The sequence below is a fragment of the Pectobacterium sp. S5 genome, assembly GCF_051707265.1.
Taxonomy (GTDB): Bacteria; Pseudomonadota; Gammaproteobacteria; order Enterobacterales; family Enterobacteriaceae; genus Pectobacterium; species Pectobacterium polare.
On sequence record NZ_JAULSZ010000002.1, the window covers coordinates 463,134 to 474,518 of the forward strand.

General features: G+C 54.8%; 12 protein-coding genes. 3 read left to right on the top strand and 9 right to left on the bottom strand.

What is annotated here, in order from left to right:
• The first annotated feature begins 10 nt into the window (after positions 1-10).
• On the top strand, positions 11-1,363 hold the full coding sequence (gene yegD / locus QWJ20_RS11645) for a molecular chaperone (protein ID WP_039480357.1): 1,353 nt from the start codon (positions 11-13) through the stop codon (positions 1,361-1,363).
• A 51-nt stretch (positions 1,364-1,414) separates the two neighbouring features.
• Here the strand turns inward: yegD and QWJ20_RS11650 are convergent, their stop codons facing one another.
• Positions 1,415-2,005 (bottom strand): TetR/AcrR family transcriptional regulator, encoded by a 591-nt coding sequence (locus tag QWJ20_RS11650; protein ID WP_095699854.1) that lies wholly within the window; start codon positions 2,003-2,005, stop codon positions 1,415-1,417.
• Between the two features lie 135 nt (positions 2,006-2,140).
• On the opposite strand from QWJ20_RS11650, the gene QWJ20_RS11655 reads away from it, so the two are divergent.
• Both QWJ20_RS11655 and QWJ20_RS11660 read left to right on the top strand, forming a co-directional pair.
• Positions 2,141-3,346 (top strand): MFS transporter, encoded by a 1,206-nt coding sequence (locus QWJ20_RS11655; protein ID WP_433992592.1) that lies wholly within the window; start codon positions 2,141-2,143, stop codon positions 3,344-3,346.
• Between the two features lie 36 nt (positions 3,347-3,382).
• Positions 3,383-4,576, top strand: coding sequence for an MFS transporter (locus tag QWJ20_RS11660; RefSeq protein WP_433992593.1), 1,194 nt, complete (start codon positions 3,383-3,385; stop codon positions 4,574-4,576).
• 99 nt (positions 4,577-4,675) lie between these two features.
• Here the strand turns inward: QWJ20_RS11660 and QWJ20_RS11665 are convergent, their stop codons facing one another.
• The 8 genes from QWJ20_RS11665 to hinT all read right to left on the bottom strand — a co-directional run bounded on the left by QWJ20_RS11665 (position 4,676) and on the right by hinT (position 11,320).
• Positions 4,676-5,215, bottom strand: coding sequence for a glycine zipper 2TM domain-containing protein (locus tag QWJ20_RS11665; protein WP_095699857.1), 540 nt, complete (start codon positions 5,213-5,215; stop codon positions 4,676-4,678).
• A gap of 459 nt (positions 5,216-5,674) precedes the next feature.
• Entirely contained in the window at positions 5,675-6,979 is a 1,305-nt protein-coding gene (locus QWJ20_RS11670; RefSeq protein ID WP_039512626.1) for an NAD(P)/FAD-dependent oxidoreductase, read from the bottom strand.
• A gap of 367 nt (positions 6,980-7,346) precedes the next feature.
• Positions 7,347-7,889 (bottom strand): alpha/beta hydrolase YcfP, encoded by a 543-nt coding sequence (ycfP, locus tag QWJ20_RS11675; RefSeq protein ID WP_010297273.1) that lies wholly within the window; start codon positions 7,887-7,889, stop codon positions 7,347-7,349.
• A 28-nt stretch (positions 7,890-7,917) separates the two neighbouring features.
• Positions 7,918-8,946, bottom strand: a complete 1,029-nt coding sequence (gene nagZ, locus QWJ20_RS11680) for a beta-N-acetylhexosaminidase (RefSeq protein ID WP_433992594.1) — start codon at positions 8,944-8,946, stop codon at positions 7,918-7,920.
• Between the two features lie 91 nt (positions 8,947-9,037).
• Positions 9,038-9,922, bottom strand: coding sequence for a thiamine kinase (gene thiK, locus QWJ20_RS11685; protein ID WP_433992666.1), 885 nt, complete (start codon positions 9,920-9,922; stop codon positions 9,038-9,040).
• Complete coding sequence (gene lpoB, locus QWJ20_RS11690; RefSeq protein WP_039480336.1) at positions 9,903-10,484, bottom strand: penicillin-binding protein activator LpoB; 582 nt, start codon at positions 10,482-10,484, stop codon at positions 9,903-9,905. Before lpoB ends, thiK begins: the two co-directional genes overlap by 20 nt.
• A 21-nt stretch (positions 10,485-10,505) precedes the next feature.
• Positions 10,506-10,886: a YcfL family protein gene (locus tag QWJ20_RS11695; protein WP_174869785.1), complete on the bottom strand. Its 381-nt coding sequence runs from the start codon at positions 10,884-10,886 to the stop codon at positions 10,506-10,508.
• 83 nt (positions 10,887-10,969) lie between these two features.
• Complete coding sequence (gene hinT, locus QWJ20_RS11700; RefSeq protein ID WP_095699860.1) at positions 10,970-11,320, bottom strand: purine nucleoside phosphoramidase; 351 nt, start codon at positions 11,318-11,320, stop codon at positions 10,970-10,972.
• Positions 11,321-11,385 lie beyond the last annotated feature (65 nt).

Here is an 11,385-nt window from a genome sequence, read left to right on the forward strand (position 1 = left end):
GGGCCTCACTATGTTTATCGGTTTTGACTACGGTACAGCCAACTGTTCAGTGGCGGTTATGGATGCAGGTACGCCACGGCTCCTGTCGCTGGAAAATGGCTCGCCTTATCTTTCTTCCCTGCTGTGCGCGCCCGTGCGCGAAGCGGTTAGCGAGTGGTTATGGCGACACCATCAGGTCAATGCTGAGGGTGAGAACGCGTTACTGCTGAAGCGCGCCATCAGCTACAACCGCGAAGAGGATATTCGCGTGCAGCCTGATAGCGTGAAATTCGGGCGCGATGCGTTACGCCACTATATGGATGACCCGGAAGAGACGTGGTTCGTTAAATCACCGAAGTCCTTCCTCGGTGCCGTCGGGTTAAAAGCCCAGCAGATTGCGCTGTTTGAGGATCTGGTCTGCTCCATGATGCTGCACATCCGCACGCAGGCAGAAAGCCAGCTTGATCAGCCTATTCGTCAGGCCGTCATCGGTCGCCCGATTAACTTTCAAAGCATCGGCGGCGAAGAAGCCAACCAGCAGGCGCAAGGCATTTTAGATCGTGCGGCACACCGTGCCGGGTTTGAAGACGTCGTCTTCCAGTTTGAACCCGTGGCCGCTGGGCTGGATTTCGAATCCACGCTGACGAAAGAAACGCGCGTGCTGGTCGTGGATATCGGCGGCGGAACCACCGACTGCTCCATGCTGCTGATGGGCCCAGAGTGGCATAAGCAGCATGAACGCTCACAAAGCCTGTTAGGGCACAGCGGCTGCCGCGTTGGCGGTAACGATCTGGACATCATGCTCGCGTTCAAACAGCTGATGCCACTGCTTGGCATGAATAGTGAGTCGGAAAAAGGCATCGCTCTGCCACTCATGACCTGGTGGAATGCGGTTGCGATTAACGATATTCCGGCGCAAAAAGAGTTTCATAGCACCGCCAGCCGCGCCTTAATCAACGAAATGATCCGCGATGCCCGCCAGCCAGAACTGGTAAAAAGATTACTGACCGTTTGGCAACAGCGCCTAAGCTACCGTCTGATTCAACTGGCGGAAGAAAGCAAGATTGCGCTGTCCAATCAGTCGGAAACGGCAGCCGATTTGCACTTTATCGAATCGGGTCTGGCAACGCACATTCATGCTGATGAACTCAATGCCGCCATCGAGAATCCGCTCACGCGTATTCAGCAACAGGTGACGCTGGCGTTAGAAACCAGTCAAACCCGACCGGAAGTGATCTACCTGACCGGCGGTAGCGCCCGTTCTCCGCTGCTGCGTCAGGCTATTCAGCAGTTGCTTCCTGATATTCCTATCGCCAGCGGCAACGATTTTGGTTCCGTTACCGCCGGACTAGCGCGCTGGGCAGAGATTATTTTCCGTCGTTAAGCCAAAGACGGGACGCCAACCACGTGTCTCGTCAGGCTGTTCTTTTGATCGCTACCGTGGCTTGACTAATAACCCACGCAACAGCAATTCCAGCGCGGCTACACCTTGTGCCAGCCGTGCATTTCCATCCTCTCCGTCCGCTATCCAGAACGCCGCTTCGGCCAGACTGCCGTAGATTAACGATGCCAGCGCCTGGGGATCGGCATCAGCCACCACGCCCTGTCGGATAAGGTTGTCTATCAGCCGCTGCATCGACTCAACGCAATGGCGCTGTGAATCTGGTGACGCGCCCCCCAGCACCGCTCGGGCATCACGCAGCACAATGCGCTGAATCTCCGGCTCCAGCGCCATTTCCAGATAAGCGCGGCAGCGACGACGAAAGCCTTCCCAGCCATCCTCGGCGGTGTCGGAGATGACTTGCAGTCGTTCATCCATCTCAGCATCGATCTGTTCCACCACCGCCGCCAACAGTCCTTTTTTGTCACCGAAGTGGTGATAAAGCGCCCCACGGGTCAGGCTCGCCTGCGCGGTGAGATCGTCCATTGAGGTGTCAGCATAGCCGCGTTCGCTAAAGACCTTACGGGCGGTCGCCAGCAGCGTAGCGCGGGTTTCTTCCATTTCAGCACGGGTACGACGAACCATCGACACATCCTTACATACACACCGTATGATTATTTACATTCATCCCGTATGAATATATGCTTTTATTCATACGCTCTGTATGTATTGTCGCTGTGCCGCCACTTGGTGGCAAGTGGATTCACTTTGGAGAATGAGATGGTTAATCCTTATCGAGAACTTTTCGCTGCGCCCGGCACCAAGGGCTTTGCGCTGGCTGGCCTGTTGGCGCGGATTCCGCTGCCCATGACGGGCATTGGCATTATCACCATGCTATCGCAACTGCGCGGCAGCTATGCGCTAGCGGGTGCCGTCTCTGCCACCTTCGTACTGACCTACGCGCTGCTGTCACCGCAGATCTCTCGTCTGGTCGATCGCCACGGGCAAGGCCGCGTGCTGCCGATTTCAACCGCTATCAGCGTGATTGGCATGCTGCTTCTGCTCGCCAGCACCTGGTGGCAAGCGCCCGACTGGAGCTTATTCATCGGTGCCTTGCTGGCCGGTTTCATGCCCAGCATGTCCGCAATGGTAAGAGCGCGCTGGACGGCCATCTATCGCGGCCAGCCTCGCTTGCAGACGGCTTATTCGCTGGAGACGGTGCTCGATGAAGTCACCTTTATCGCCGGGCCACCGCTGGCTGTCGGGCTGTCCGTCGCGGTATTTCCTCAGGCTGGTCCGCTGGCAGCGGCGTTCTTGCTGATTGTCGGCGTGTTTGCTCTGGTGACACAGCACAGCACCGAGCCGCCAGTAGAAGCGCAGGATGTCCGCACGGATCGTTCGGGGTCGGTGATCAAACAGGCGAACGTGCGTTTACTGGCGCTGTTGATGGTCGCGATGGGCGTCATCGTCGGCACCGTGGATATCGTCAGCGTGGCCTTCGCCGAACAGTATGGTCAGCCGGCGGCGGCCAGTTTGGTGTTGTCAGCTTATGCGGTCGGTTCATGCTTGGCCGGGCTGGTGTTTGGTGCTCTCAAGCTGCGAACCGCATTGCATCAGTTGTTATTGCTGGGCGGCTTAGCAACGGCAGCAACCACGTTGCCTCTACTGCTGGTTGGCAACATTCCCGCACTGGCTATGGCCGTGCTGATCGCCGGGCTGTTCTTCGCCCCCACCATGATCGTGGCAATGTCGCTGGTCGAACGTCTGGTTCCCGAGCAGCGTCTTACCGAGGGCATGACCTGGCTGCTGGCGGGGCTGAATGTCGGCGTGGCGCTAGGCGCAGCGCTATCAGGCTACGTTGTTGACGACAGCGGTGCCCGAGCCGGATTCGCCGTTGCGCTATGCGCTGGCGCATTAGTGCTGCTAGTTGCGCTGTGGGGATACCAACGCCTGCGGACGATTCCTCCTCTTCCCCACGCCGTTTGACGGTATATCGCCGCTTCCCCTATTAAGGACTGAACCATGAACTCACCTTCTTCTATCCCTCTAGGTGCTGCTGCACAGCATTCCTGGCTGGCCGTCGTCGCTGTCGGCCTTGCGACCTTCTCTGTCGTCACGACGGAAATGCTTCCGGTCGGCTTGCTAACACCGATTGCCGATACGCTACAGACTTCTACCGGAACCGCAGGCCTGATGATTTCACTCCCCGCGCTGCTGGCTGCGCTATTCGCCCCGCTGGTGGTGATCGCATCCGGCGGCATGGATAGACGCAGGATCCTATGCGGACTGTTGACGCTGCTGGTTATCGCCAACATTGCTTCGGCACTGGCACCGGACATCGGCTGGATGCTGGCTGCGCGCGTGCTGGTCGGTTTCTGTATGGGCGGTATCTGGGCGATTGCTGGTGGTCTGGCAGCACGACTCGTTCCCGAGCACGCCATCGGTCTGGCGACATCCATCATCTTTGGCGGTGTCGCTGCGGCATCCGTGCTGGGAGTGCCGTTCGGCGCACTGATCGGCGATCTCGCCGGGTGGCGCTGGGCCTTTGGCTGCATGGCCATCTTTAGCGGGCTGGTGCTAGTGCTTCACCTCGCGGTTATTCCTGCCTTGCCCGTTGCCCATTCAGTCACACTACGCCAGTTCGGCGAGCAGTTGATCAATCGTAAGCTGCAAGTTGGGCTAACCCTGACGCTACTGCTGGTAGCCGGACACTTCATGGCCTTTACCTTCGTACGGCCGCTGCTGCTATCGGTGTCGGGATTCGATGCGCGATGGATCGGCGCACTGCTGTTCGCCTATGGCATGGCAGGCATCATCGGCAATTTTCTGGCAGGTATCATCGCGGCGCAGCGCACAGCGTTAACCTTGATGGCAATCGCGTTGGGGCTGTTGTTGACTCCGATTCTGTTCCTGATCATCGGGGGCTCGCATTTTGGCGGTGGTGTGACGCTGCTCGTCTGGGGATTGGCCTACGGCGGCGTGTCCGTCGGTTTGATGACATGGATGATGAAGGCGGCACCGCGCGCCGTGGAGATTGCCTCCGCACTGTATGTTGGTATTTTCAATGTTGGCATTGCGCTCGGATCGTGGGTCGGTGGTCAAGTCGTGGATAGCTCAGGCCCGATCGCGACACTTTGGCTGGCGGGGGGATTCGCGGCGGCCGCCTTGCTGCTATCCCTTAGCATGAAGCTAACCGAAAGCAGGAAGAGCCTATAAGCAGAAAGAACGTAGAACGAAAAAACCGCGAGCACCTTCTTCAGGTATCTCGCGGTTTTTAGAGATGGTGTCAGCGCAAACCGTAGACGTTGGGGTCAGTTAACTCTGTTGATTCAGAATTAATTGTCCGTTTCGATCTACTGGAATTTGTGTACCAGGATCGCGATCCATGCGGATTTTACCCTGCTGGTCGCCGATTTTATAGGTGACATCATAACCCAGAACTTTTTGTGATTTGTCGTACACCGTCTGACAGCGCTGTTGCTGCGTCGTGTACGTATCATTTTCCTGCATGCCGCTTTGTACACGGTTGCCCGCATAGCCGCCTGCCAGTGCACCCGCTACCGTTGCGACATCCTTACCGCGTCCGCCACCGAACTGATGCCCCAGAACCCCACCCGCTACGGCACCCAGTACCGAGCCAGCAATCTGGTTTTCATCCTGTACCGGACGACGGTGAGTCACATTGACATTACGGCACTCTTGACGAGGCGTTTTGACCGTTTCTTTAATCGGTGTTGCTGTTAGCACCTGTGCAAACTGAGGTTTAGAGGAAAAAACTTCCATACTCGCCACCGCTGCCACACCCAATGCCGCAGCCACACCAATACCTACACCCGCTAACATGGATTTGTTCACAGGATACCTCCCGAATCTATTCTCACGCATTCCCCACCTGCAATCCTGCCGTAAATCTTGTTTTACGCCAGCTCGCGTTTAACGCGATGAATCCGATGGTTCCTTCTGAATATCAACATTCAGAATTTTCGACGTGCGTGCTACGCCATCTGTAAACAGTGGAAAGTCTGCACAATGTTTCACACTCTCGCAATAAGACTAATTAACCAAAAGTGTCAGATTCGTAACATAAATCCGTCATTTGAGAATTATCTTAACTGGAATTGCTAATAGGACGATATTTTATACTGCCATATCAGCAAAGTAGCTAATAGCGCTACGACTCAGAAACAGGATCTTATGAGTGGATTGGCGAAAAGGGAGGGTTATTGAGTAAAAATAAGATGGCCGCTGGCACAAAAGAATACGGGCATGAAATTGCGTTCATGCCCGTATCAGAAGGATGTCAGCAGTGATGGATTAATGCAGCTTCAGACGCGGGCGAATCACCCGGTTGATCCCACCAACCAGCATCATCAGGCCTGTTTTGACATAGCCATGCAGAGCAACCTGGTGCATGCGATATAGAGAGATATACACGAAACGTGCAATCCGCCCTTCTACCATCACGGAGCCCCGCATCAGGTTCCCCATCAGGCTGCCAACCGTACTGAATTTAGACAGCGAAACCAGCGAACCGTGATCTTTATAGACGTAAGGTTTCAGCGTTTGTCCGTTCAGCAACGCGATGATATTGCTGTGGCAGCGTGATGCCATCTGGTGAGCTGCCTGCGCACGCGGTGGCACAAAACCGCCGCCTTCCTGCGGGCAGGAGGCACAGTCGCCAATGGCGAAAATGTTGGGATCGCGCGTCGTCTGCAACGTCGGCTCAACCACCAGTTGGTTAATCCGGTTCGTTTCCAGACCTGCAATCTCTTTCATCGCATCCGGTGCCTTAATGCCCGCCGCCCAAACCATCAGGTCGGCTTCGATAAATTCACCGTCCTTGGTATTCAGACCGCCGCTTTCTGCGCTGGTCACCATGGTTTTCGTCAGCACACGGACGCCAATGTTGTTCAACTCTTGATGCGCAGCCGCTGAAATGCGCGGCGGCAGCGCAGGCAGAATACGTTCGCCCGCTTCCACCAGCGTCACGTTCAGCGTTTGATTATCCAGCCCGTCAAAGCCGTAGCTGTGCAGCTGTTTCACCGCGTTATGTAACTCAGCAGACAGTTCGACCCCTGTCGCACCGCCGCCCACAATCGCGATATTCACGCGCTCTTTTTCATCCTGATTTGCTGTGAATTTCAGGAACAAATTCAGCATTTCATTATGGAAACGGCGGGCTTGTTTCGGATTATCCAGGAAAATACAGTGATCTTTCACGCCCGGTGTGCCGAAGTCATTGGAGGCACTGCCTAATGCCACCACCAAAATGTCATACGGGATACGGCGTGCCGCAACCAGTACGTCGCCTTGTTCATCACACACTTCGGCCAGTTGAATCTGCTGCTGTTCACGATCGATATCCGTCAGCATGCCCAGTTGAAACTGGAAATTGTGATTGCGAGCGTGCGCCAGGTAGCTCAGCGCATCCATATCGTCGTCCAGCGAGCCGGTCGCTACTTCGTGCAGCAGTGGTTTCCACAGGTGGCTATGGTTACGATCCACCAGCGTAATCTCCGCTTTTTTCTTGCGTCCTAACTTGTGGCCCAAACTCGTTGCGAGTTCAAGTCCGCCAGCTCCCCCGCCGACAATGACAATTTTTTTGGTTGGTGATGTCAAAATGACCCCCTAAAATGTGAACCAATCGTTAATAAAGAGTAAAAAATAATATCCTTATATAACATAGGGTTCGCGTAAGTTAAGCCTGATATCTGCTGCAAGAATAGCACGCTAGGTTATTTGGTCATACCAAAATTGATATATATCAATTTATTTTGCTGCGCAGGTTTTTAGCTCGAAAATTCCATCTTTATTTCAGTGAATTAGCGAAAATCGGTGGGAAGAGAAAATGCTGAATCGTGCGCAAATGCGCCGCTGGATGAACTAAGAAAAGTAAATAAATTGCGTCATGCCTCCTGATCCCCTATCAAACAAAGGTATCAGAAGGAACGACAGCATCCATTAACAGGTCATCGCTAACGCAGGGTTAACCGAGCGTTTTGAAGGCTTTTATCCGCTGCAAATGGGGAGAGATGCTTTTGAATTTATGCGTCTGAATATCGTCCCAGACGATCTCGTAATACGTTCCCAACGTCTGCGCACTACGCTGGCTGTCGAGCATTTCATCCTGACGAGAAAGCATCACCATGCAGCGATCACGGTTCTTTTCACGAAAGTTCGCCACGCACTTGGTGGCGATATCCAGATACTCTTCCGGGCGATCGATTTTCCCGCTCATGTTTTCCTGCGGGAAAAGGTTAGGATTAACGATGACTTGTCGTATATCACACAGGAAACCGACGCGTTCGGCCCAGAAGCCCCCCAATCCTACGCCACAGATCAGCGGACGATCGTCATCAGACTGCTGAATCGTCTTATCCACCTGCTTTAGCAGATGTTGCATATCATGACGCGGATGCAGCGTGCTGTAGCTAATCAGCCGTACATCTTCATCAATAAACTGAAGCTGTAGGACCTTTTCATGGTTGCCGGGGCTGGTCGAGTCAAAACCGTGTAAATAGATAATCATCTTTCATCCTCACCGCAGACTAAGTTGCCTATTTCTCGCCATTTTTATGCGCCTGCCAGCGCTCGCTGAGCAATGTGAGCGCCTGATTCGCCTGCTTCCAGCGTGGCGAATCCAGCAGTTCCCGACGAGAAAACGAACCCTGATGATATAAGCGCGTCAGTTGCTCCGCTTTGACCGGGGACAGGTTATCCAACACGCTGACCGCCCCTTCACGATGATTACAAACCAGAATCATGTCACATCCTGCCTGCAACGCCGCCTGCGCCCGCTCGGGATAACTGCCCATCACAGCAGCGCCTTCCATCGAGAGATCGTCGGAGAAAATGATGCCATCAAAACCCAGCTCTTCACGCAGCACCGTTTTGAGCCAATAGGGCGAACCACTGGCGGGGTGCGGATCGGCCTCCGTATAAATCACGTGGGCAGGCATGATCGCATCCAACTGCTGGCGCTGGATCAGTTCTTTAAAAATCGACATGTCGTGGGCACGAATTTCTGCAAGCGGACGCGGATCGCGCGGGGTTTCTTTATGTGAATCGGCGCTGACCGCACCGTGGCCGGGAAAGTGCTTACCCGTGACCTTCATGCCCGCGCTGTGCATGCCGCGAATAAAACTCTGCGCGACGGTCAGCGCCGTCTCTGGATTGGCATGGAATGAACGCTCGCCAATCGCCGCGCTCTGGTGGCCGATATCCAACACTGGCGCAAAGCTAATATCGATATCCATGGCGATCATTTCTGCCGCCATCAGCCAGCCGCCCTCTTCCGCCAAACGCAGGGCTTCTGATTCGCTGTTTAATGCCGCAAACGCCTGCGCAGCAGGCAGACGAGTAAATCCGTCACGGAAACGCTGAACGCGCCCGCCTTCCTGATCCACGGACACTACAAGCCGCTCGCGCGACGCCGCGCGGATTTGACGCACCAGTTCACGTAACTGCGCCGCATCATGAAAATTACGGGTAAACAGAATCACGCCGCCAACCAGCGGATGTTCCAGCACTTCACGATCTTCTGCATCCAGCTCATAGCTGGCGACGTCTAACATTACCGGACCCACAAAAACCTCATTCTTTAGAGTGTACTGCTTAGTGAAATGATCTTTACCACAAAAGCCACACCGTCAGCCTAGCGGTAGGTGATGGCCTGGCTTATAGCCAATGATATTGTTGTAACCGATGGTATAGCGCGGGAATTCCCGCTAGAAATTCGGGGTTCTTCGTTTGCTGCCAGCGAACCTCAAACCACATCAATACCAGATAATCGACCCAGGGGAACCACTGCATCATCTGTTGCTGGAGGCGGCTCACGGAAAACCCTCGCCGATGTCGCTGGTAGCTCTGTAGAAAATGCGTTTGCGCCAGGCTTTCCATCTGACTGGCTCGCACAATGAACGCCAGCTCAAAGGCAATATCGCCATCTGAGGCATATTCCCAGTCAATCAGCATCGTTCCTTGTGGAGTAATCAGCAGGTTTTCAGCATGCACATCGAGATGGAGAGGCACCAGCGCCAAAGGCGTGGGTAGCGCCGCGCCCTGAAAATAATGATGGGCACGCAACAACGCGGGCGAACGGCGGCGCGGATCCATCAACTGCCAGTGCTGCGCGAATAGCACTTTGAGATCGAGAGGATGGCCGCTACGCGGCTGGCGATGGAGCTGAGACAATATTCGTGCCACTTCACCATTAGCCAGCATCATCAGAAACTCATCCGATGTGGCAATGCGCCCCGGCACCCACTCGACAATTAACCAGCCATCACGCCACAGCAGCGGTCGTGGCGCGAGACCTATCGCCGACATTTGCCGCAGCAGAGCGAACTCGCGCTGGCGATCGACACCCATCTTCCGCTCGGTTGGCGACTGCCGACGCGCAAGCCATTCGATGTCCGGCCCACGGATACGCCAGCTTTTACTACTCAGCCCGCCAACCAGCTCTAAGCGAATATCCGCCATATCCACGGCCGGGAAATGTTTCTGGATCGTCGCAGTCAGCTGCTGCTGGATGCCTGCTGTCTTAATGCTGAACGGCGCCATTGCCTGACCACACAATTTCACCGGTCTGCACCAGCATCAGTTGCATGTCGAGCTGCGGCGATTTCACATCGCCACTGACGTCGCTGTACAGCACATACTGCGCGCTGACATAACGCGCCAGACCAATCGCCTTGCTGCGCGATCCTAAGCTGTCATCAACCGACAGACCCAGCGTTTGTTTCGCGGCAGCCAGTTGCTCGCGCGGCACCAGCGTAAACGCCTTGCCAGAAGATAATGCGCTGTACAATGCCCCTGTCGCTTTCGCTATCGGCAGTGAACCGTTGGTGTTGTTTTTCACGCTATCCACCAGCAGGATGCTGCCCGGCGTGACGCCATCGGCTTTCAGCATCTGTGCTACCAGCGGATTAATGCTGGCTTCCCAGTTCAATGTCTGGATTTTTGGTGGTTGCGGTACAGATTCACCCGGCGGCGGCGTTGGCGTAGTCGGCACTTGCGGCTCAACGGGCTCAATCGTCGCAGGCGGTTCGGTCGGTTCTGGCGGACGGCTGGGGCACCCTGTCAGTACCAATACCGCCACCATCACCCCTAGATACTTTTTCATATATTCTCTCTCTGCACACCATTACAAAAACAGATGAAGGCGGACCTGACGCGCATTGGGACTGCTGCGCGTGGAAAAAACCGTCATTTCCGTCTGTGGCGGGATTTCAATGGACTGCACCTCTTCAAAAGGCAGCACATCCAGCCCGTTTTCGTCATACCAATAGAAACGGTAATGCACGGTCACCGCCTGTGAGGCGTCGTTGCTGACAACGGAAGACGCACGTAGCCGGCCATTTTCTGAATCCAGCGACGGGTTCCCCGCGGTAATACCGGCCGACAGCACAGGTGCATCTAATACCAGCGTCTGCCGCTCATTGATGGTCAGCACCTTTGGCGTGCTACAACTCGCCAGTAGCCCAGCCATCAAACACGCGGACAGAAAAAGCATCGGGTTACGCATGATGTTCTCGCATGATGGTTTTCTCGCACGACAGTCTACCCATGACTATCGAACCTGGTTCATAAGATCTAGTTCTATAGGATCTAGTTCGCCAGCAAAGGTCCTAATGCCTGGCCACCCAGCAGATGCATGTGGATATGATAAACCTCCTGCCCGCCGTGTCGGTTGCAGTTAATGATCAGGCGATAGCCGTCTTCTGCAATCCCTTCCTGCTGCGCAATTTTACCCGCAACCGTCACCATACGTCCCAGCGCAGCTTCATGCTCGGGAGCCGTGTCGTTAACGGTAGGGATCAAAACATTCGGGATGATCAGAATATGGGTTGGCGTGCGGGGTGCGATGTCACGGAAGGCGGTGACCAGTTCATCCTGATACACGATATCGGCAGGAATTTCCCGGCGGATAATTTTACTAAAGATGGTTTCTTCAGCCATGATTGATTTCCTTGTTAAAGCTGGCGTTGAACGACGTCATGTAGGCAGTATGAGTGACATATTCC

Bases quoted from the DNA above. Each gene is read 5' to 3' on its own strand.
- yegD (WP_039480357.1), top strand. From the start codon at position 11: ATGTTTATCGGTTTTGACTACGGTACAGCCAACTGTTCAGTGGCGGTT.
- QWJ20_RS11650 (WP_095699854.1), bottom strand. From the start codon at position 2,005: ATGGTTCGTCGTACCCGTGCTGAAATGGAAGAAACCCGCGCTACGCTG.
- QWJ20_RS11655 (WP_433992592.1), top strand. From the start codon at position 2,141: ATGGTTAATCCTTATCGAGAACTTTTCGCTGCGCCCGGCACCAAGGGC.
- QWJ20_RS11660 (WP_433992593.1), top strand. From the start codon at position 3,383: ATGAACTCACCTTCTTCTATCCCTCTAGGTGCTGCTGCACAGCATTCC.
- ycfP (WP_010297273.1), bottom strand. From the start codon at position 7,889: ATGATTATCTATTTACACGGTTTTGACTCGACCAGCCCCGGCAACCAT.
- thiK (WP_433992666.1), bottom strand. From the start codon at position 9,922: ATGGCGCCGTTCAGCATTAAGACAGCAGGCATCCAGCAGCAGCTGACT.
- lpoB (WP_039480336.1), bottom strand. From the start codon at position 10,484: ATGAAAAAGTATCTAGGGGTGATGGTGGCGGTATTGGTACTGACAGGG.
- QWJ20_RS11695 (WP_174869785.1), bottom strand. From the start codon at position 10,886: ATGCGTAACCCGATGCTTTTTCTGTCCGCGTGTTTGATGGCTGGGCTA.
- hinT (WP_095699860.1), bottom strand. From the start codon at position 11,320: ATGGCTGAAGAAACCATCTTTAGTAAAATTATCCGCCGGGAAATTCCT.